Source organism: Desulfosalsimonas propionicica, assembly GCF_013761005.1.
Taxonomy (GTDB): Bacteria; Desulfobacterota; Desulfobacteria; order Desulfobacterales; family Desulfosalsimonadaceae; genus Desulfosalsimonas; species Desulfosalsimonas propionicica.
The window spans coordinates 19071-40754 of sequence record NZ_JACDUS010000008.1 but is presented as its reverse complement, the minus strand read 5'-3'; the positions used below and the strand labels follow the sequence as shown (position 1 = coordinate 40754).

20 protein-coding genes and 1 pseudogene are annotated in these 21684 nt (G+C 55.0%); 15 read left to right on the top strand and 6 right to left on the bottom strand.

The features are described from left to right. Window positions 1–9: 9 nt before the first annotated feature. The 3 genes from hydG to scpC all read right to left on the bottom strand — a co-directional run bounded on the left by hydG (window position 10) and on the right by scpC (window position 4076). Window positions 10–1419 (bottom strand): [FeFe] hydrogenase H-cluster radical SAM maturase HydG, encoded by a 1410-nt coding sequence (gene hydG, locus HNR65_RS12795; protein WP_181551909.1) that lies wholly within the window; start codon window positions 1417–1419, stop codon window positions 10–12. After that, window positions 1416–2468, bottom strand: coding sequence for a [FeFe] hydrogenase H-cluster radical SAM maturase HydE (gene hydE / locus HNR65_RS12790; RefSeq protein WP_181551908.1), 1053 nt, complete (start codon window positions 2466–2468; stop codon window positions 1416–1418). Before hydE ends, hydG begins: the two co-directional genes overlap by 4 nt. 129 nt (window positions 2469–2597) lie before the next feature. Next, complete coding sequence (gene scpC / locus HNR65_RS12785) at window positions 2598–4076, bottom strand: succinyl-CoA:acetate CoA-transferase ScpC (RefSeq protein WP_181551907.1); 1479 nt, start codon at window positions 4074–4076, stop codon at window positions 2598–2600. A gap of 377 nt (window positions 4077–4453) precedes the next feature. On the opposite strand from scpC, the gene HNR65_RS12780 reads away from it, so the two are divergent. From HNR65_RS12780 to HNR65_RS12745, 8 genes are read left to right on the top strand one after another with little or no spacing between them, the layout of a single operon-like run. After that, complete coding sequence (locus tag HNR65_RS12780) at window positions 4454–5896, top strand: menaquinone biosynthesis decarboxylase (RefSeq protein WP_181551906.1); 1443 nt, start codon at window positions 4454–4456, stop codon at window positions 5894–5896. Continuing rightward, window positions 5886–6734, top strand: a complete 849-nt coding sequence (locus HNR65_RS12775) for a UbiA-like polyprenyltransferase (RefSeq protein WP_181551905.1) — start codon at window positions 5886–5888, stop codon at window positions 6732–6734. The genes HNR65_RS12780 and HNR65_RS12775 overlap by 11 nt, the downstream gene beginning before the upstream one ends. A gap of 16 nt (window positions 6735–6750) precedes the next feature. Further along, on the top strand, window positions 6751–7401 hold the full coding sequence (locus tag HNR65_RS12770; protein ID WP_181551904.1) for a UbiX family flavin prenyltransferase: 651 nt from the start codon (window positions 6751–6753) through the stop codon (window positions 7399–7401). Window positions 7402–7418: 17 nt separating this feature from the next. Then, on the top strand, window positions 7419–8534 hold the full coding sequence (locus tag HNR65_RS12765; protein ID WP_220128389.1) for a radical SAM protein: 1116 nt from the start codon (window positions 7419–7421) through the stop codon (window positions 8532–8534). 11 nt (window positions 8535–8545) lie between these two features. Next, window positions 8546–9439, top strand: a complete 894-nt coding sequence (locus tag HNR65_RS12760) for a menaquinone biosynthetic enzyme MqnA/MqnD family protein (protein WP_181551903.1) — start codon at window positions 8546–8548, stop codon at window positions 9437–9439. Next, window positions 9402–10478: a CofH family radical SAM protein gene (locus tag HNR65_RS12755; protein ID WP_181551902.1), complete on the top strand. Its 1077-nt coding sequence runs from the start codon at window positions 9402–9404 to the stop codon at window positions 10476–10478. The genes HNR65_RS12760 and HNR65_RS12755 overlap by 38 nt, the downstream gene beginning before the upstream one ends. Window positions 10479–10497: 19 nt before the next feature. After that, complete coding sequence (locus HNR65_RS12750; RefSeq protein WP_181551901.1) at window positions 10498–11307, top strand: 1,4-dihydroxy-6-naphtoate synthase; 810 nt, start codon at window positions 10498–10500, stop codon at window positions 11305–11307. Next, complete coding sequence (locus HNR65_RS12745) at window positions 11280–11891, top strand: phosphorylase family protein (protein ID WP_181551900.1); 612 nt, start codon at window positions 11280–11282, stop codon at window positions 11889–11891. Before HNR65_RS12750 ends, HNR65_RS12745 begins: the two co-directional genes overlap by 28 nt. 38 nt (window positions 11892–11929) lie before the next feature. On the opposite strand, the gene HNR65_RS12740 is transcribed toward HNR65_RS12745, so the two are convergent. Continuing rightward, on the bottom strand, window positions 11930–12079 hold the full coding sequence (locus HNR65_RS12740) for a FeoB-associated Cys-rich membrane protein (RefSeq protein ID WP_220128388.1): 150 nt from the start codon (window positions 12077–12079) through the stop codon (window positions 11930–11932). 310 nt (window positions 12080–12389) lie between these two features. Here HNR65_RS12740 and HNR65_RS12735 point away from each other — a divergent pair, with 310 nt between their 5' ends. The 6 genes from HNR65_RS12735 (at window position 12390) to HNR65_RS12710 (ending at window position 18789) form a co-directional block, all read left to right on the top strand. Then, a complete protein-coding gene (locus HNR65_RS12735; protein WP_181551898.1) occupies window positions 12390–12899 on the top strand; it encodes a metal-dependent transcriptional regulator in 510 nt (169 codons plus the stop codon). A 42-nt stretch (window positions 12900–12941) separates the two neighbouring features. Then, window positions 12942–13763, top strand: coding sequence for a crotonase/enoyl-CoA hydratase family protein (locus tag HNR65_RS12730; RefSeq protein WP_181551897.1), 822 nt, complete (start codon window positions 12942–12944; stop codon window positions 13761–13763). Window positions 13764–13778: 15 nt separating this feature from the next. Then, complete coding sequence (gene rimO / locus HNR65_RS12725) at window positions 13779–15101, top strand: 30S ribosomal protein S12 methylthiotransferase RimO (RefSeq protein WP_181551896.1); 1323 nt, start codon at window positions 13779–13781, stop codon at window positions 15099–15101. Continuing rightward, a complete protein-coding gene (locus tag HNR65_RS12720) occupies window positions 15098–16078 on the top strand; it encodes a polyprenyl synthetase family protein (protein WP_181551895.1) in 981 nt (326 codons plus the stop codon). The genes rimO and HNR65_RS12720 overlap by 4 nt, the downstream gene beginning before the upstream one ends. Before the next feature lie 74 nt (window positions 16079–16152). Beyond that, window positions 16153–17379: a DUF2066 domain-containing protein gene (locus tag HNR65_RS12715; RefSeq protein ID WP_181551894.1), complete on the top strand. Its 1227-nt coding sequence runs from the start codon at window positions 16153–16155 to the stop codon at window positions 17377–17379. A gap of 252 nt (window positions 17380–17631) precedes the next feature. After that, complete coding sequence (locus HNR65_RS12710; protein WP_181551893.1) at window positions 17632–18789, top strand: acyl-CoA dehydrogenase family protein; 1158 nt, start codon at window positions 17632–17634, stop codon at window positions 18787–18789. A 14-nt stretch (window positions 18790–18803) separates the two neighbouring features. Here the strand turns inward: HNR65_RS12710 and HNR65_RS12705 are convergent, their stop codons facing one another. Further along, window positions 18804–20006: a lytic transglycosylase domain-containing protein gene (locus HNR65_RS12705; RefSeq protein ID WP_220128387.1), complete on the bottom strand. Its 1203-nt coding sequence runs from the start codon at window positions 20004–20006 to the stop codon at window positions 18804–18806. Window positions 20007–20077: 71 nt separating this feature from the next. Between HNR65_RS12705 and HNR65_RS18270 the strand changes: the two are divergent. Next, window positions 20078–20928, top strand: a pseudogene (locus tag HNR65_RS18270) (aldehyde dehydrogenase family protein). Window positions 20929–20932: 4 nt separating this feature from the next. Here the strand turns inward: HNR65_RS18270 and HNR65_RS12695 are convergent. Next, window positions 20933–21349, bottom strand: a complete 417-nt coding sequence (locus HNR65_RS12695) for a nuclear transport factor 2 family protein (protein WP_181551892.1) — start codon at window positions 21347–21349, stop codon at window positions 20933–20935. Between the last annotated feature and the right edge of the window lie 335 nt (window positions 21350–21684).

Sequence of the window (21684 nt, the reverse complement as noted above, 5' to 3'; positions counted from 1 at the left end):
TCAAACGGATCAGAAATAGAAATCCCGTGCATCGCTGGTTTGAATTTGTTCAATCCTTTGGATCAGTTTGCGGCGTGTTGCATTGTCATCGAGCCGTGCAATTTCGTCATCGACAAGCTTTTTGCCCACAGCATGTGTCCTTTCTGACGCGTAATCGGTCAAATACTCAGTAAGCGTGGTCAGGGCATTGGGCGTGCAGAATCGTTTTATGAAACCGGGTATGGAAAATTCCATAAAATGTTCGCCCGTCCGCCCCAGGCGATAGCACGCTGTGCAGAAACTCGGGAGGTATCCATCCTCCAAAAGTTCGCGCATTACGATATCAAGGGGCCGGATGTCGCCGAGGGCAAACTGTTCGCGATCCATTTCCTGCACCTCGTTGGACTCGGTGTAGCCGCCGATTTCAATCCGGCTGCCGGCATCGATCTGACTTACCCCGAACCCGAGAACATTGCGGCGGACTTCGGCACGTTCCCGGGCTGTGCAGATCAATCCCGTGTAGGGAACAGCCAGGCGGAGCACGGCAACAAGATGGTAAAAATCGTCATCGCTCACAAGATGGGCCTGCTGGAAATCCATGTTGCTGGCCGGCTGGAGGCGGGGAAAGCTTATGGTATGAGGGCCGACTCCGAAAGCAGCCTGGAGGTGGAGCGCATGCGCCACCAGTCCAAGCGCCTCAAAGCGCCAGTCATAAAGTCCGAAGAGCGCCCCGATCCCCACATCGTCGCAGCCGGCAGCCATTGCCCGGTCCAGGCCGCCCAGGCGCCAGAGATAATCGCTTTTGCGCGTCCCCCGGGGATGAACCCGCCCATAGGTCTCGTGATGATAGGTTTCCTGAAAAATCTGGTAAGTTCCTATGCCGGCTTCATGTACGATCCTGTATCCTTCTTCATCGAGCGGAGCGGCATTGATGTTGACTCTCCGGATTTCGTCGTGACCGCCCCGTGTTTCATAGACTGTCCGGACCGTGCGCGCGATAAAGTCGGCATCGTAGCGGGGATGTTCTCCATATACGAGGATCAGTCGTTTATGGCCGACGGATTCCAGGGCTTTGACCTGTTTGCCAATTTCGCTGTCATCGAGGGTCCGCCGCACGGCTTCCTTGTTGCTGGATCTAAAGCCGCAGTAGGAGCAGTCGTTTATACATTCATTGCCGATATAAAGCGGCGCGAACAAAACGATGCGTTTGCCGTAAACCCGATCTTTGAGCTCACGGGCGGTGTCATAGATCTCCTGTTTGAGATCAGGATCGCGGACAGCGAGCAATATGGCTGTTTCATCCAGGTCAAGCCATTGCCTGTCAAGGCTCTTGGCCAGTATTTCCCGGATCCGGGAAGACTCTGGGGCCGGTTTTTTCAGTAAGGCTTCAAAAAGGCCCTCATCGATAAAATCAATACCCGGCCTTGCGTTGATGTTCATAATGTTTCTCCTGTTGCAATTCTGGCATCCCGGTTGGGCGAATCGCCGCGGCCGGTGCCGACATATCGGCCGATATTTTCTATCCGGAAGCGCTGTTCCGAAGATTCCAAAAAGCATGCCTTTGCCGGATAGATCTCATAATCGGCACGATGGACCGCCGGCGTCATGTTGGGCATAAGCACGTTCGCTCCGCGCCGAAGGCCATGTTCGCAGCCGTTTTCTGCGTTGATGGTGGCAAGGGCAGTGGTGCTGGGAATGTTGCTTCGCGGGCAGGCAAGGCGGGCAAGGGCCATCATCTTGTAGGTCATTGTCTCGCTCGCCGCCACCCGTTTATGGTCGGTGTTATCCTGTAATTCCCCTCTGCCGAGGGGGGTTGATTCATGTTTGATCCATGGACCGATGCCGATCATATCCAGATCGAGTTCAGCAAACATCAAAATATCATTTGCCAGGTCCATATGGGTTGAGCCGGGGAGTCCGACCAGGACCCCGCTTCCGACTTCATAGCCGAGTTCCCGCAGCCACAGCAACTGGCGAAAACGTTCTTCCAGCCCCGGCGCTCCGGGGTGGAGCCTGGCATACAGCCCGGCATTGCTGGTTTCAAAGCGCATCAGGTATCGATCCGCGCCGGCATCCCGCCAGAGCAAAAAGGCATCCCGGCCGCGTTCGCCCAGGCTCAGCGTCACCGCCAGGCCGGTTTGTTCCTTGATCGTCCGCACCAGCGATGCCACCCAGTGGTCCGAACACCCCGGGTCCTCACCGCTCTGGAGAACAACCGTTCCATAGCCCAGATCTTTGGCCTGACAGGCGCAGTGAACGATCTCGTCAAGATCCATACGATATCGGCGGATTTTTTTATTGGCCGATCGAAGTCCGCAGTAAAAACAGTTTCGTTGACAATGGTTTGAGAACTCGATCAGGCCGCGCAGATGAACAGCATCACCTACATTCTCACGTCGTACCCGATCCGCCGCATGCCAGAGCGTTTCCAGGCGATCTGTATCATCTTCCTGCAGCCATGCAGAAATAGGGTTCTTATCAAGTTCCATGACAATCTATGACTTTCCTGTCCATTATCCCTCGACGCATGGCCACAAGGATGATCATGGTGCGGACCGTTGCTTTTCCTCCGCTTCTGATGACCCCGCATACGGGTGCCAGCGGCGCTGAAATCCGCCTCACCCTTCCGGCAGCATATCTCCGTATTGCATAAAATTGCGGTGCATTTCAAAGCAGCGCGTGAGATCATGGGGAATGTGACCCACCGGGGCTTCACGGATATACTGATGCAAATAGTTCCGGTACCGGGGATGAGCGCAGTTGTCAATGATGGTTTTCGCACGGCGCAATGGTCCCAGGCCTCGCAGGTCGGCAAGCCCCTGTTCGGTGACCACGATCTGTACCGAGTGCTCATTGTTGTCTATATGCGGACACATGGGCACTACGGCCGAAACCTTGCCCCCTTTGGCAGTTGAGGGCGTCATAAATATGGACAGATAACTGTTCCTGGTAAATTCCCCGCTGCCGCCGATACCGTTGACAATATGGGTTCCGCAAATATGAGAGGAGTTGACATTGCCATAGATATCCAGTTCAAGGGCCGTGTTCAGGGCAATAACCCCCAGGCGCCGGATCACGCCGGGGTGGTTTGAAATTTCCTGGGGCCTAAGCACGATCCGGGAAGCGAAAAAGTCCATGTTGTCCACAATTTCCCGGAGTTTGGCGGCAGTGACCGTCAGACTGCATGCGCTGATTCCCCGGATTTTGTTCTGGATCATAAGATCAATCATGGCATTCTGGCAGACTTCCGAATACATACAGAACCCTGGAATATCCGGATTGGCGCCCAGGGCTGCCATTACACTGTTGGCCACGTTGCCCGTACCGGCCTGCAGCGGCAGCAGGGTCGGGGGTATACGGCCGGCACGCATTTCATTGAACAAAAATTCAACAACGTTTTCGGCAATGCCGCGGCTGATTTCATCAGATCCGGAAAAATCCGGCACGGCGTCAGGCTCGTTGGTTTCCACAATGCCGATGACTTTTCTTGGATCCACCGTGGCATAGGGCACACCGATCCGGTTTAAGGGTTCATAGATCGGGATTGGCGTTCGGTGCGGAGGCAGCGGCATCGTATAGATGTCGGCAAATTCCCGCAATCGCTGGGATTGGCCCTGATTGATCTCAATGACCACTTGGTCGGCATGGCGCAGATAAGTCGGGGAGGCGCCTATGGAGGTGGTCAGGTAGATCCGTCCGTCTGAGGTAATTTCCGTAGCCTCCACCACAGCCATGCGGATGCCGCCGAAAAAACCTTCGGTCACCATCTGGGGGACATGGGAGAGATGATGATCCACATACTCAACTTCCTGGCGGTTGATCTGTCGGCGCAGGGTGTCGCCGGACTGATAGGGCGCCCGCCATGAAACGGCCTCTGCCCGGGCCAAATCTTCATCAATGCACCGCCCGCTCGAAGCCCCGGTCAAAACCCGGACCTTGAAGGGTTTTTCCTGCTCATGCTTCTTTCGGGCGCGGGCGGCCAGCGCCAGAGGCACCGCCTTTGCCCCGCCGGCCGGGGAAAAACCGCTGAATGAAATTGTATCTCCATGGCAAATGTCCGCAACGGCTTCTTCAGGTGAAAGCTTTGGAAAACTCATGAACCATATCCTCCTTTCTTCACTGAATCTGAATGTAAAAAAATTTATCTTGCAAAAAATGGGCCACAGGAAAGTCGCGAGACAAGGACAGCCAGGACCCATGGAAAAAGGAAACAAACAGATTCAACCACCCTGTTGTGCTCCAGGGGTAAACAGTTTTATTTACAACCTGTAAACAGATGTGCCGTTATACAGAAGCGCCCGAGCCGGCAACGCCAACTTTTTTGATTACACGATTCGCCCCTTTTGACACCTGTGTCACGGCCCCCGTGAAAAGAAACAGAAAAACTGTTTTCAACCGCTTTTAATTCCTGCTAAAAGAAGGATCGTATGCTCCATGAAATTATAAAAAAACGTGAAAACAATAGATTATCCAAATGACACCTGAAAATCTGCAACAATTCATCCGGGTTTTGGATGATGAAAAACAGCTTCACAGGGTCAGTGCCGAGGTTGATCCCCGCCTGGAGATCACTGAAATCGTGGACCGGGTGAGCAAGGCCGGCGGCCCTGCCCTGTTGTTTGAAAACGTGCGCGGCTCGGACTATCCCGTGCTGATCAACTCCTTTGGCAGCTACCGGCGCATGGAACTCGCCCTTGGAGATCAAAGCCCGGCACAGATCGCCGCCCGGGTTGAAAAGCAGCTCCATCTACGGCCGCCGGGCGATTTTAAAGAAAAAATCCGGATGCTTTTTTCCTTAAAGGAAATGGCCGACATTCTGCCAAAAAAAACAAAGCGCGCGCCCTGCCAGCAAAACATGGCCACCTCGGGCCCCCTGCTCGACAGCCTGCCGGTGCTCACCTGCTGGCCGGAAGACGGCGGTCCCTTTATCACCCTGCCCCTGGTGGCAACAAAGGACCCGGAAACCGGGATCCAGAACCTGGGCATGTACCGGATGCACAAATACGACAACACCTCCACAGGCATGCACTGGCAGTACAACAAGGACGGGGCCCGGCATTTCAGAAAATACAAAGAGCGCAAGGAAAAAATGCCCGTGGCAGTGGCCCTGGGCGGATCACCGGCAGTGACCTATGCCGCCACCGCCCCCCTGCCCCCGGAGATCGACGAGCTGATGTTTGCCGGGTTTGCCACCTCCCGGCCGGTTTCAGTGGTAAAGGCCAAAACCGTTGATCTCTTGGTTCCCGCGGAATCGGACTTTGTCCTGGAAGGATACGTGGACCCCAAAGAAAGCCGCATCGAGGGACCTTTCGGCGATCACACGGGCTTTTATTCCCCGGCTGATATCTATCCGGTATTCCGTGTCACCTGCATCACATGGCGGGACAACCCGGTATACCCGGCCACGGTGGTGGGAAAACCGCCCATGGAGGACTGCTACATGGCCAAGGCCACGGAGCGGATCTTTCTGCCCATGCTGCAAATGCTGGTGCCCGAAATTGTGGACATGGAACTGCCCATGGAGGGGGTCTTTCACAACTGCGCCCTGATTTCCATAGACAAGACCTATTCCGGCCAGGCCAAAAAAACCATCAACGCGCTCTGGGGGCTGGGCCAGATGGCCTCCACCAAGTTCATCGCAGTCTTTGACAAGGACGTGGACCTGCGCGATTCGCCCACCGTGATCTGGAAGCTGCTAAACAACGTGGATCCCAGACGGGATGTGCTCATGTCCGAAGGGCCCCTTGATGCCCTGGACCATTCTGCCCCGTACCCGGACTACGGCGGCAAGATGGGCATTGACGCCACCCGGAAAACCCGGCAGGAAGGCATGGGCCGGGACTGGCCAGAGGAGATCACCATGGATGCGGCCACCATGGAAAAAGTCACACAACGCTGGAAAGAGTATGGATTTTAGACGGTTTTCCGAACTCATCCTGGTCCGGCAAACCCTTTTTGCGCTGCCGTTTGCCTGGCTGGGAATCCTTTTTGCCGGCGGCGCCCGCCCTGAAACCTGGCTCTGGGTCACCGCAGCCCTGGCGGCTGCACGGACTGCGGGCATGGCTTTTAACCAGGTGATTGATGCGGGCATTGACGCCCAAAACCCGCGCACGAAAAACCGGCCGGTCGCCCGGGGCGATATACATCCGGCTGCGGTGTGGGCCCTTGCCGGGGCCTGCGTGCTGGTATTGGTTTTTGCCGCCCGGATGCTCAACCCGCTTTGCTTTTACCTGTCGTTTCCGGCCGCACTGATGCTGTTTGCATATTCCTATTGCAAACGGTTCTGGGCCGGTTCCCACTTTTTTCTGGGTGCAGTGGAGGCCGCGGCCCCGGTGGGAGGATATCTGGCCGTGACCGGCAGATTCGAGGTCCTTGCCCTGCTGCCCGGAGCGGTTATTTTGACCTGGATTGCCGGACTCGATATTGTATACGCCATCCAGGACGCAAAATTTGATCGTGATTGCGGTCTTTATTCCATTCCGGCAAAGCTCGGGGATAAAAACGCGCTTCTGCTTTCAACCGCATGTTATGCAATCTGCCTTGCAGCCATGGTTTTAACCGGGATGCTGACCCACATGGGGTTTTTATATCTTGCAGCCGTCTGTGCAATTGGCGTGATTTTTGCCCGGCAGCAGGTGCTTGCCCGAAAAAAACCTGTTGGGCCGGCAATCCGGACAGTTTTTTGGCTAAACATGTGGGTGGCCCCGATTCTGTTTCTGGGGGCCGCGGCTGACGTGCTGCGCGCATCATTCTAAAAAAGGCAAGAGCCTGATGCAGAACAAAACAGACCAGAGAATCGTGGTGGCACTCACCGGCGCCAGCGGTTCGATTCTTGGCATCCGCCTGATCGAAGAACTGATCAACGGCAACACTGCGGTAACCGGGATCGTATCCCAGGGGGCGTGGAAAGTCATCGGCCATGAAATGACCGGAGATTTCAGCCCGGGTCAAAGTCTTTGCCGGATTTTAGCACAGCGGGGAAAAGTCAGGGACTTATCCCTTTTCCGGGAATCGGCTGATTCCGAAACCGACGCGCCCGAAGCCAGCGGCACCACCCGGTTTTCAGCGGTGGTGATCATGCCCTGTTCCATGAAAACCCTTTCAGCCGTGGCCCACGGCTATGCAGGAACCCTGACGGCCCGCGCCGCGGACGTGGCGTTGAAAGAGAGGCGAGGATGCATTCTGGTACCCCGCGAAACCCCGCTAAACCGCATTCACGTGGAAAACATGGGCAGGGCAATGGATGCCGGGGCCCAAATCGTGCCGCCCATACCGGCATTTTATACAAAAGGCCGGACAATGGACGACGCTGTTGACTTTATCGTGGGCAAAATTTTAAATCTGCTGGCAAAACCCCACCGACTGTTTGACTCCTGGGAAGCTTTGCTGCAGGCCCCGGACAAAAAACCCGCAACCGATTGATAAAACAGGGAAGACAAATGAGCATGCAGGATCCGGAGCAATTTGTCGCCGGCATTTCCAATCCCCGCATCCGGCGGATTGCAGAGACGGTGTGCAGAAACGAGCCCGTGGACACCCGGGCGCTTGGAGAAATGCTGGCAACAGACGACATCCTGGAGATAGGCGCGGTGGCTGATTTCCAGCGCCGACAGCTCTACGGAAACCGCGTTTTCTACGGGGTCAACATGAATCTCAACTACACCAACATCTGCGAACTGCGCTGTCCCTTATGCGCATTTTCGTGCGACCCGGGTGATGAAACCGCGTTTGTGCTGTCTTTGGATGAAATCGAAAACCGGGTATGCCGGGCCGTGGACCGGGGTGTGGACGAGGTCCATATTGTGGGCGGGCTCAACCCGGAGCTGGACCTTGACTACTTTGAGGAAATGATCCGCCGCGTGCGGGGCGTGAAAAAGGATCTGGTGATCGTGGCCTTTACCGCCGTGGAATACGACTATTTCGCCCGGCAAAGCGCAATGCCGGTCTCCGATGTGATCGGCCGCCTGGCCGCAGCCGGGGTTGACGCCCTGCCCGGCGGCGGCGCGGAAATCTTTTCTCCGGACGTTCGCAAAATCATCGCGCCCAAAAAAATTTCAGGCCGGCAATGGCTCCGAATCATGGAAACCGCCCACGAACAAGGGCTGAAAACCAATGCCACCATGCTCTACAACCACCGGGAAACCATCGCGGACATGGTGGACCATCTGGCAGCCATAAGAGAGCTGCAGGATAAAACAGGCGGGTTTAAAACCTTTGTCCCGCTTGCCTTCCACGGCGCAAACACGGGCATCCAACAGGCCAGGGCCCAATCCACGGGCTACGACGATATCCGAATTTATGCGGCCGCCCGGATATTTCTGCACAATGTGGCCCACATCAAGGCCCTTTGGATGTATCTCGGGGAGAAAACCGCACAGGTTCTGCTCAGCTTTGGTGTGGACGAGCTGGGCGGCACCTATTACGATGAAAAGGTGGTCCACTCGGCCGGGGCCCAAACCCCGGATTTCAGCTCCGAGGCCCGGCTGCGAAAGATCATCGAAAACGCCGGGGGCCGGCCGGTACGAACAACAGCGCTTTACGGGGAAACAACATGACCGGAAGGCAAATGACAATCGGCTGCATTGATTATCTCAACTGCTACCCATTTTACCACCACATGCTTGCCCAAAAGCCCCTCAAGGGCGTGCACGTCAAACCCGGCCTCCCGGAGGACCTAAACCGGCTGGTAAAACAAGGGGTTATCGATTTGAGCCCGATTTCTGCGGCTGCCTATCCCCCCCTCCGGAAACAGATCGTGCTTTTGCCGTGGTTCTGTCTTAGCTCGGTGGGTTATGTGGGCTCGGTGATTCTTGCCAGCAAGGTACCCATCGAGCAGCTCCACGGAAAACGGGTGGGCATTTCAAGGGCTTCGAAAACATCGGAAATCCTGCTCAAAATCCTGCTTGAAAAACATTACGGCCTTTTGCCGCAATACTGTAGAACCCCGCCCAGGCCCGCACTCGACGATACAGAAGCGGCCCTGATCATTGGAAACGACGCCATGGTCAACCTGGGCCGGCCGGTTTCCTACATCTACGACATCGGCGATCTGTGGCTGCAGAAAACCGGCCGGCCGGTGGTATTTGCGGTTTTTGCGGTGCAGAAAAAGGCGGTGGAAAAACAGGGTCGCATGATTTTGGAGGTGATTGATTCATTTTCCAAATCCCTCGGCCTCATGGCGGATGAAAAACAGACGGTCATCAAAGCCGCGAGCGAAAAATACCCGGATATTGATTATGATATCAGCGCCTATTACGATCTGCTGCAGTTTGATTTCAACCCGGAGTTAAAAGCGGCCCTGGGCTATTATTTCCATGCAGCCGCAGACCACGGGCTCATAGAGCCGGTTGGCGCGCTTGGCTTTCTTGACCGCAATCTTGAAATCAATGAATACCGACTGGGACATGACAAGGAAGGCACAGATGACAAGCCGCGCACAGTCCGCATCCCTGGAAGATAAAATCTACGGCTGCCAACGCATCAACAACAGCGAAGCCGCGTCCCTGTTTGACTGGCGCCTGACAGCTTTGGGCAGGGCGGCAGATTTCAGGCGCCGGGCCGTTGTCCCGGAGCAGCATGTGGGTTTTATCCTGGACCGGATCATCAATTTCACCAACGTCTGCCGGGCGGAATGCGCGTTTTGCGCCTATCACGCCAGGGCCGGCCGGGTTGCCGCATACCGCCTGAGCACAGATGACATCTGCGCACGGGTCCAGGAGCTGGCAGAAGCCGGCGGCACCCAGGTGATGCTGCAGGGCGGCCTTGATCCGGAATACGGCCTAAATGATTACCTGGAAATGGTCAAAGCCGTAAAAACCCGGTTTCCAGACATCTGGCTCCACTCTTTTTCCCCGGCGGAAATCGTTCACATGGCCGAGCAGAGCGGGAAATCCATTGATGCGGTCATCATGGCCCTGAAAGACGCAGGCCTGGATTCGGTGCCCGGGGCCTCGGATCTGCTGGTGGACCGAATCAGGGACAAGGTCAGCCCCAGGAAACTGTCTGCGGCCCAATGGTGCGATGTCATGGAAGGCCTGCACGCCCACGGCATGAAATCGTCTGCCACCATGACCTACGGCATGGGAGAAACCATTGCCGAACGCATGGAGCATCTTGACACGGTCCGCCGGGTCCAGGACCGGACAGGCATCATCCAGGCCTTTATTCCCTGGTCTTTTTCCCCGGCCCAAACGCGGATGCCTGACATTTCTGCCGCAGACGGGATAGATTACCTCAAAACCGTCGCAATCTCGCGCATTTACCTGGACAATGTCGAACACATCCAGGCCGGCTGGCTCACCGAAGGGCTAAAGCCGGCCCAGATCGCTCTGGCCATGGGTGCTGACGACATGGGCGGGGTGCTCATGGAGGAAACCGTGGTCAAAGCCACCGGGGTCAGGCGAACCGCACACATGGAGCAGTTCATCGATCTGATCAGAAACACCGGCAGGGCGGCGGTCCAGCGTGATTCGCAATACCGGATCATCAAACGGTTTTAAACCGTACAAAAGAAAAAACATGCAAAACACAGATATCGCCTTTTCCCCGTGTCCCAATGACACTTTTATATTCCATGCCATGATCAAAGGCTTGGTGGACACGGCCCCGTTTTGCTTCACCCCTCACCTGATGGATGTGGAGACCCTCAACAGCAAGGCCTTTTCCGGTGAGTTTGCCGTAACCAAGCTGTCTTTTTTCGCCTTTTTGCTGCTGCAGCACAAGTATGAAATGCTTGCGGCAGGCGCGGCAATGGGCCACGGCTGCGGCCCCCTGGTGGTGGCAAAAGACCCTTTGGCCAATCTTTCCGGGGCCCGGGTGGCGGTTCCGGGCAAATACACCACCGCCCACCTGCTGTTCCGGCTCTGGTGCGGCGAGGCTGCCAATGTGGAGATCACCCCATATGAAAAAATCCTTCCCGGCGTTTGCGACGGCAGATGGAATGCCGGCGTGATCATCCACGAAGGCCGGTTCGTGTACCCCCGGTACGGATGTGCCCAAATCATCGACCTGGGCCGATGGTGGGAGGAAAAAACCCGGCTGCCGATTCCCCTGGGATGCATCGCCGTTCGCAAAGACCCGGAAATTTTGGCCCGCAAGGCGCATCTTGAGGCAATGATCCGTTCATCAATCTCCCATGCCCGCAAACACCCTGAATCCTGCCGGAATTTTATCCGGCAGCACGCCCAGGAGATAGACGACCGGGTCACGGAACAGCACATCCGGCTCTATGTCAACGACTACACCCTGTCGCCCGGCAAAGCCGGCTGGCAGGCCATTGAAAAACTGGAGCAAATCGCCCGATGTCAAAACATCATCGAATCGGCCTGATCATGGCCACCTATATCGAAGCCAAGCCGTTTGTGGAAAAAATCAACTGGCTGGGCTCTGAAAAAAAACCGTTTCCGGTTTATTACGGAAACCGGGTGATCCTTGTGGTCTCGGGCATGGGCAAGGCAAATGCGGCGGCTGCGTGTGCATGGCTCTGTGTGCGCGAATCTGTTCAATCCATTGTCAACACCGGCGCTGCCGGGGCAAACCAACAGGGCCTGCCCCCGGGCGGGATCCATCACATCAGCGAGGCCCTGGAAACAGACCGCAGGCATTTCAAAACCAACGAACCCTTCTGCCATAAGCCCTCTGTTATGGAGGGGTTTTCAACCCTGCGCCTGGCCACCCGGGAAGAGGCGGTCATTGATCCGGACCAGCGGCGGCAGACCGCAGCCATAGCCGAGCTTTCGGACATGGAAGGCGCCGCCGTGGTCCAGATTGCGAACAGATTTGAAATCCCGTGCTTTTTGTTCAAATTCATCAGCGACACCCCGGAAGATACCCAGGGCAGCCGGATCGTCGCAAACATCCGCCAGTACCGGGACTTGAATTTTGATTTTTTCACCCAAACCTTTCTGCAATAACCCGCCTTTATTGCCCGGCTCCGGTGCACAGGGGCGTTTCAGCACTTGCCGCCGCAGCCGCAGTCCTGGTCGCAGCCCGTGCAGCCGCACCCGCTCTGGCCTTTTGTCCTGAACTTTTTGTACATGCTGCGACCGGTAAATCCCAGGGCTGCGGCGACAATGGCAAATACAATGATTTCCTGTATCATTTCAAACTCCTTTTTTTTATCCAAACCAAACATTGATGGAATCGTAAAAGTTCTAAAATTGATATAATCGCCAAGCAATAAAGAAATAAGATTTTGATTTTACTTAACACCTAATCACTTAAAACTTAACACTGCCTGTAAAAAAGACTTTTTACAGGCCCATTAACGTTAAATATCAAATCGTTTTTATTTGTTTGCTAAACCAAACTTTATTCATTGTCAAAACATAATTTAATTTTTTTTCCTTTTGTTTGCCTGCAGTAAAAAAATCGGTTATAGAGATAAAGGATTCACTCACCAAGGAGGGGCCATGACAGGAATCGATTTATCTGAAAATCTGGAGGATTACCTGGAAACCATCCTGGAGCTGGAAAAGACCCAGAAGGTGGCCCGGGTAAAAGATATTGCGGAAATGCGCGGCGTATTGCGCGGCTCAGTGACAGGTGCGTTAAAAAGCCTGGCTGAAAAGGGCCTGATCAATTACGAGCCCTACAGCTTTATTACCCTGACCCGCAAAGGCACGGCTGTTGCCGGAGAAATCAACCGACGGCATCGGGTGATCAAAAACTTTCTCACCCATGTGCTCCAGCTCGACCCGCAGATTGCCGAAGACAACGCCTGCCGCATGGAACATGCCATGGACCGGGCGGCCGTGGACCGGATGGTGGCCTTTATCGATTACATGGAAACCTGTCCCAGAACCGATGCCAGCTGGATCCAGGGCTTTGCCAGACACCGGCAGGGAAAAGACGACAGCAGGCCCGACTGCAAAGAATGCATGACCCGAAGCGCTGAAAAACATGCACAGAAAAAAAAATGATGGTTTCATAAAAAATAAGGACAAATATTTCCGGGAGGCCAGATGAGCCAGTATGAATTCTACGAAGTGATCAAAAAACCGCCGGTGGCATGGGTCTATTTGAACCGGCCGGACAAGAAAAACGCCATGAACCCGCCGGCCTGGAAAGAAAGCATCCCCATCTTTGAAGACATTGACAAGGACCCCGACATCCGGGTGGCCGTGATTGCCGGCCGGGGCCCCTGCTTTTCCGCAGGCATCGACCTGATGGGTATGGCCGGAGAAATGCCCGAATTAATGGATTCGGACCAGAAAGGCGGGGTCAAATGGTCTCTTTTGAAAAAGATTTCCGCCATGCAGGACGCTATCAGCTGCATCGAATGGTGCCGAAAGCCCGTTATTGCTGCCATTCACGGCCACTGCATCGGTGCGGGATTGGACATGGCAACCGCCTGTGATATCCGGATCTGCGCAGCTGATGCCGTGTTCTGCTTAAAAGAAGCGGCAGTGGGATTTGTGGCCGACGTGGGCGTGCTCCAGAGGATCCCGAGGATCGTGGGCCAGGGCTTTGCCCGGGAACTGGCCTATACGGCAAAAACCATTGACGCACAAAAGGCTGCCCAAATGCTGCTGGTAAACGAAATCTATCCGGATGCCGCAGCCGTCATGGAAGGCGCGGAAAAACTGGCCGCACAGATTGCCGACAACCCGCCCCTGGCCGTGCAGGCCTCAAAGGACGTGCTCAACCACGGAGCCGAGAAATCAGTGGAGGATGGGTTGAAATACGTGGCCTCGGTGAGCGCCAACATCATTCCTTCAAAAGACCTGATGGAAGCCATTGCCGCTTTTTCGGAAAAACGCAAACCGGTATTTACCGGAGAATAAGGGCGCGGCTGTCATATGCGCATCTATCTTTCAACCCTTGGCTGCGCCCGAAACCAGGTGGACAGCGAGGTCATGAGCGGCCGGCTTTCTGCCGCGGGCCACGAGATGGCCGGGCTGGCAGAAAATGCCGAGGTCATCATCGTCAACACTTGCGCCTTTATCGAGTCTGCCGCAGACGAGGCCATTGAGCAGATCCTGGAGTTGGCCGAATACAAGCGCCTTGGTGCGTGCCAAAAACTCATCGTTGCCGGATGCCTGCCCCAACGCTACGGAGAGCAGACCACAGAAGCCCTTCCGGAAGTGGATTTATTTTTGGGAACCGGGGCCTATGACCGGATTGCAGATGCGGTTGAAGACACCAAGGTGGCAGGAAAATGCATCATCCCCCCGCCCGAACAAACCACCCTGGCCGGCCCGGATACCCCCAGAACCCGGACCCCGGGGCCGGTTGCCTATGTCAAGATTATGGAAGGCTGCGGCAGGCACTGCACCTATTGCATTATCCCGGCCCTTCGCGGGCCCTTGCGCAGCCGCCCGGCCGCCGATATTGCCGGAGAGGCCCGGTGCCTGGCCGGCCAGGGGGCGGCCGAAATCGTGCTGGTGGGCCAGGACACCACCTCATGGGGGCTGGATCAGAACCCGCCGGGCCGGTTTGCCGATTTGCTGGCGCAGGTGGCACAAGCCGTGCCCGACTGCTGGGTCCGGTTTTTATACGGCCATCCCGACCAGATCCATGACCGGCTCCTGGATACCATGGCCGCGTATCCAAACATATGCCGGTATCTCGATGTTCCCATCCAGCATGCCAGCGGCCGGATCTTAAAACGCATGGGCCGGGGCCATGACAGCAAGGCGCTGGCGACAATGGTTGACCGCATTCGCTCGGCCATGCCGGATGCTGCATTGCGAACCACGGTTCTGGTGGGCTTTCCGGGGGAAACAGATGATGATTTTGCCCAACTGCTCGAATTCATGGAAAAGGTGGCGTTTGATCACCTTGGCGCATTTGTCTACTCTGACGCCGAAGACCTGCCATCCCATCGCCTGGACGGCCACGTGTGCGCCCAGATTGCCCAGGACCGCCATGACGTGGTCATGATGCGCCAGGCAGACATCTCCCTTGCCAAAAACCGGAAAAAAATCGGCCAATGCACAGACGTCCTGGTTGAAGGCCGCGCAGAAGACGGCCGGCTCTTTGGCAGGACCCGGTTCCAGGCGCCGGAGGTCGACGGGGTCACCTTTATCGACAACCCTGGCAAATCGGCTGTTCCGGGCCGAATCATAAAAATCCGCATCACGGATGCAGAGGAATACGACCTGACAGGAGTTGCCATATGAGCGGGATGAAGCAGCAGGTGCTGGAAAAAATCAATCCCGACCTGAGCGCAATCGAGATGGCTTTGGTGGAAAACCTCGACCCTCACCTTGACCTGGTCAAACAGACCGCCGGACATTTGATTTTTTCGGGCGGAAAACGCCTGCGCCCGCTTCTCATTGTGCTGTGTGCCAGGATCTGCGGTCATGAAAGTCCGTTTGTCACCAAATTTGCCACCACATTTGAATTTCTGCATACGGCCACGCTCATGCACGATGATGTGATCGACGGTGCAAACATGCGGCGGGGAAAACAAGCCGCCCATCATCTTTACGGCGCGGCGGTCACCGTTTTGGTGGGCGATTTTTTACTGGCACGGGCCATATGCATTGCCGCTGAGACCGAAAATCCCAGAATCATCCGGGTGGTGGCCTCACTGACCGAGCAGATGTCTGAAGGGGAAATCTACCAACTCATCAAAAAGGGACAGACGGATCTCACGGAAGCTGAATACATGGATATCATCCGGCGCAAAACCGGCGTGCTCATTGAAAGCGCATGCAAAAGCGGCGCAATTCTGGCCGGTGCCACCCAAAAGCAGGAAAACGCCCTGACTGCATACGGCAAACACCTGGGCCTGGTTTTCCAGATCGCAGACGACATCCTGGACTACACTGCGGATGCCGGGGAACTGGGTAAAAACGTGGGCGCGGACCTAAGGGAAGGAAAACTCACCCTGCCTGTGATCTATGCCCTGTCCCGGGCCGGTGAAACCGATCATGGGCGCATGAAAGCCATTATCAGCAATCCGGAGTTTACCCAAAGCGATTTTGCTGAACTGCTTGGCCTGCTTGAAAAATACCAGGGAGTGGCCGATGCCCGGCAAAAGGCCCTGGATCATGTGCACAAGGCCAAAGTTCACCTTGAGGGGTTTGCACCTTCGGCCACCCGGGAAATTCTGGAAATGATGGCCGATTATGCCCTCAAACGCTCATCATAAAAAAAATTGAGGACAACGCCTGTTTTGGAGCAAATGTTCCGGTCCGGGCATGAGAAAAAAGGGAACCCATTGCCATGAAACGTTTTGCCACAAATCAAACCCGATTCATACATTTGTTGCAAACCGGGCTCTGCCTGTTGATTCTGCTGTTTTTATCCTCCCCGCTGGCCTTTTTTGCAGATGCGGCCGAAGATCGCGAAGTCATTGTCTGCTTCGGCCACAGCAGAATTTACAAAGACACAACAGCAGCCAAAAAAGCGGCGGTGTCCCGGGCGCTTCTCAAGACCGTGCAAAGCGCGGCTTTAAAGATGATTGCCAAAGATGATCTCACCGGCCATTTTGAGCTCATCGCCACGGTGCTCGACAAGCACCGGGACGCGTTTATCCGGGATTACCGGATTTTAAAGGAATTTCAAACAGACAAAGCCTACCATGTGCTGGTGGAGGCCACGGTCTCCGGTCAGAAAATAGAAAAAGCCCTTGCTGATGCCGGCTTTGATCTCACCCCAAAGGACCTGCCGTCGGTATTGCTCATGGTGGCGGAAAAAAATATTGATGACATCGGATTTGACTACTGGTGGAAGCAAGGGTATGCGGATTTTTCCGGGGCTGTTGCCGAACCCGTGATTCGCCAGGCCTTTTCCGGGAACGGATTTGCCGTGATTTCCCCGGACCCGGACAGCGGCGCCCTTGATGATGAATTGCTGGCATCGGGCATGGGCGCAGAGCCGGCCGACTACCAGGCCGCCCTTGTGGCCGAGCGCATGGGGGCGGATCTGGTGGTTTTGGGCCGGGCCCGGGTCAAAGCCCTGGAAAACCGGATGGGCCAGGGGGCTCGCACCTTCAGGGCCGATGTCCAGTTAAATGTCATTGATGCGGAAACCGGCGAAAAACTGGCCACTGTGACCGAAAAGGCGTTAAATGTCAGCGAGGATCCGGACAAAGGCAGCAAAAAGGCCCTTGCTGATGCGGCCGACGCGGCTGGCTCCCAGTTGTCTGAACAAACCGTTTCCCTGTGGCGCAATATTGAAAAACGCAAGCAAACCTTTCAAATCCGCATCCGGGGGCAACGGATTCTGCCTTACCTGGAACGCGTGCGCGCAGCCATCCGCCAGCATCCCGGAGTCTCGGATCTACAGACCACGGAAATGACTTCGGCCAACGCTGTGCTGGAAATGCACTACTCCCGGTCGGCCCAGCAACTGGCCAACCACTTGCTGATGCAGTCTTTTGACGGTTTTGGCATCAATATCATGAAAATCTCTCCCAAAACTATGCACATCGAACTGATCCCCGGGTAGGAAAAGCCGGCTTCCGGCCCGAAAGTCAGGATGAAAATCAGGATCTTAATGCAAAATGAACGACATTCATTTAAATGAATTGGCATTTATAAATTTATACTTGTTTTTTGTTTAAAACAATATTATCAATTTTAGAAAATTCATAAGCGGTTTTATCCAAAACTTCCAGTTAACGATAACAAGAACTAAAGACAATTTCCGGCGCTAAAGCCGGCTGAACCGTTTTCGAACAACACAGGAGACAAATTGCCAATGGAACTAACCCGGGAACAATTGATGATTCAGAAAATGGCCAGGGAGTTTGCCAGAAAGGATCTCGCCCCCCAGGCCGCGGAAAGGGATCAGAAACACGAGTATCCGGCAGAAAGCCTAAAAAAGATGGGGGAACTCGGTCTGCTCGGAATGCTGGTACCCGAAGAATATGGCGGCGAGGACATGGACACGGTATCCTATGCCCTAGCCATGAGCGAGGTGGCCTATGCGTGCGCATCCACGGCCGTGATCATGTCCGTGCACAATTCCATCTGCTGCGGCAGCCTGCTGCGCTTTGGCTCAGAAGAACAGAAACAGCAATACCTGGTGCCCATGGCCAGGGGCGAATTTATCGCCTCCTTTGCCTTGTCCGAGCCAGAAGCCGGATCGGATCCGGCGTCAATGAGCACCACGGCGGAAAAAGACGGGGATTTTTACGTGTTAAACGGCACCAAGCGATGGATCACCGGCGGAGCCACCTCGGAGCTGTTTATCGTGCTGGCCAAAACCGATCCGGATGCCGATCACAAGGGAATTTCGGCCTTTCTGATCACCCGGGATCTGCAGGGATTTTCCACCGGCCGCCTTGAAGACAAAATGGGTCAGTGCGCCTCGGACACCACGGACCTGCTTTTCTCGGACTGCCGGGTGCCGGCTGACCGCATGCTGGGCAAAGAGGGCGAAGGCTTTATCGTTGCCATGTCCGGCCTGGATGACGGCCGTATCGGCATTGCCGCCCTGTCCCTGGGCCTGGGCCAGGCCGCCCTGGATGAGGCGGTAAATTACAGCAAGCAGCGGGTGCAGTTCGGCCGTCCCATTGCCGACAACCAGGGCTTGCGCTGGATGGTCGCCGACATGGCCACAGATGTTGAAGCCGCACGGCTGCTGGTGCTCAATGCAGCCGCCAAAAAGGACAAAAAGGAAAAATGCAGCAAAGAGGCCTCCATGGCCAAGCTGCACGCCTCGGAAATGGCCAACCGGGTCACGGGCCAGGCCCTGCAGATCCACGGCGGCTACGGTTACACCAGGGAATTTCCCGTGGAACGCTTTTACCGGGACGCCCGGGTGCTGACCATCTATGAAGGCACCTCCCAGATCCAGAAAATCGTCATTGCCAACGAAGTGCTCGGGGACAAAAAAAAGCGGCCCAAAAAATAGGCGCTGTTTTGCGTTTAAAAATCCCCCTGCCGGGAACGAATCACCAGGCGGTCGCCCGGATGGATGTTTCCCCTGTAATCCAGGTTGTTCCATATGATCAAAGCCGGGAGGGGAACATTGAACCGCTCGGCGATCGCAGAGAGGTTATCGCCCTGCTTGACGACATAAACCCGGTTTTCTTGATCTTTGTCCCAGGTTTTCATCAATGATTGAAACCGTTTGTCAAAGCCTTTGGCCGAGCCTTCGGGAACATGGATGCGGTGGCGGCCGGCGTCCAGATAATGGCCTCTTAAATGGGGATTGAAATCCTTGATCACTTTAAAACTCGTGTCAGCGGCCTGTGCAACAATGGCAATGGGCGTCAGGCCTGAACATTGGACCGAAACTTCTTCGTATGCCAGGGGTGGATAAAGGTCTCCCGGCAAAAAGTCAAACCCGTACTGCTCCGGCTCGGTCATGATCCGTTTGGCTGCAAGAATCCGGAACACATACTGCTGGGTTTCCAGGGGCAGATACAGATCATAAAAATCACTGTTCTCCTGGACCATGATTTCCGCCTGCAGCCCGTGCTCACCCATATTATAGGCGGCCGCAGCAAGGGTCCAGGAGTCGAAAATCCCGTAAAGTGCCTTTAAATAGGATATGGCCGCATCCGTGGACTGAACGATATTTCTGCGTTCATCTTTTTGCGAATCCATCTGCAAGCCGTATTTCTCACCCGTTGACCGGGTAAACTGCCAGAATCCAACAGCGCCTTTGGCTGAACCGGCATGGGGCCGCAGGGCACTTTCGACCAGTGCAATATATTTTAAGTCTTCAGGCATTTCATTTTCCCTCAATTTCTGCTCTATGACAGGGAAATACCGGTTTGCCCGCTTGATCCACAGCACCACCTGGGGCCGGTTCCACAGGGTCAGCAGCATTTGCTTTTCCATGCGCTGTCTTGTATCGTTTTGGTTCAGCTCCGCTTTTTCACCGCAAAAGGTTAAATCCCTGTCAATGCGCGCGGCATGAAACAAGGACGGAATGTCCGAAGACGCCATGGCCGCGGCACTGGATGCCAAAACACAAAAAGGGCAAAAAAGAATCAATAAAATCCATTTTCCCATCACGTGCTCCTTTAAAATAAAAAAAACCGAACCGCCCTTGATACGATGGCAGTCCGGCCGTCTTTGAACCGGTTTGGCAGCAGCCGGAATGCAAAGCACCCGTGACATTGGCTTCCAATCTCACGACTGGTTTGACTTTTTCATATTTTCTGTATGAACAAAGACCCGCTGCACGTCAAATGGTTTTTTCAGCCGATGGCCAGTTTTTCATTCAATGGGCAAATCAAAGGTTCATGGTCCATCACCATCCAGTGGGCGTGGTGGCAGCCATCACGCCATGGAATTATCCTGTTTCCATGATTACCAGGAAAGCAGCCCCTGCTCTTGCCGCGGGCTGCCCTTTCGTATTAAAACCCGCAGAAGCAACCCCGCTTTGCGCGGTTGAAACCTTCAGGATCTTTGAACAGGCCGGGCTGCCGCCCGGGATGGTAAACCTGGTGACAGCCACTGACCCCGCACCCGTGGCCGAGGTTTTCCTAACGGACAAAAGAGTGCGGAAACTGACTTTCACCGGTTCCACCGAGGTGGGGAAAATGATAGCGCGCAGGGCGGCCGACAGATGAAGCGGATCTCCCTTGAACTTGGCGGGCACGCCCCGTTCATCGTGTGCCCGGATGCCGATCCGGTATATGCAGCAAAGGGGCTTTCCCTGGTCAAGTTCTTAAACACCGGACAGGCGTGCATAAGCCCTAACCGGATTTACGTGCACCGGGATAAATTGGAGCCCTTTCTCAGCGAATTGAAAAACCGGGTGGACAGGATGAAGGCCGGCAGCGGGTTAAACGCCGATGTAAGCATCGGCCCGCTGATAAGTTCAAAAGCGGTTGAAAAGGTGGACCTCCAGGTCCGGGATGCGGTAAACAAGGGAGGGCAGCTTCTCACCGGCGGCCAGCGGCTCACAGAGGACGGGCTGGACAAGGGATTTTTTTACGCTCCCACCATCCTGAGTGGTGTTACCTCCGATATGCTGATCTACCGGGAAGAGACTTTCGGTCCGGTGGCAAATGCCCACGGCCATTCGCTATTTTGATTGTTTAGGCAGTCAGACTGTGTCTCTGGCCGTTGATTTCGATCCGGGTCTTGCAATAGGTCAGCTTCTCGATAATTTTGCCGTCTTTAAAATGGATGACATCCACACCGCGCCGTTTCTCCGGTTTCCCCTCGTAGCCTTTCTCAGGCGAAGGCCATTCCAATGTCCATCTATAGAGCACTTTCTGGTCCTGCTCATCCACGAACAGGTCCTCGGACAGGAACCTGAAGCCCCCGTGATTTTCAAACCAGGACTGCCAGGCTTTTCTAAGAGCGCTTTTGTCCGAGACCTTTCCGCCTGTCCAGTTTTCAAAAAAAATGTCATCATGGAAAAGCTCCATAACGCCCTCAAGGTCATGGGCGTTCCAGGCGGAATTCCATTTTTCCATTGCTTCCACAAGGGCCTGTCTTGAAAACGTCATAAGCTTTTCTTTCCGGGTAAAGGAGATTAAGGTTTCAAATGCTGCCTGATATTTCTGTTTACAATAAAGCCTTCTTTTCAGGCAAGCAACATCTTCTTGGCAGTAGCTTTTCTTTCGGAAATGTTGTCTATGAGCTGATAACGGGCCGAGGCGGCCGTGTCAGGAATGTGGTGGTTGCTGCTCGTCTCCGATTAACTCCACAGGTTGCGTAAAGTGGCGTCATATGTCATTCCGCTCGCCTCGAAACCTGCTTGGTCGAGGCCGTCGGTGTAGGCCATGACTTTTTCAGCAAAATCGATCATATCGTCGAGGTGGCTGGACCTTCAAAGGCTACC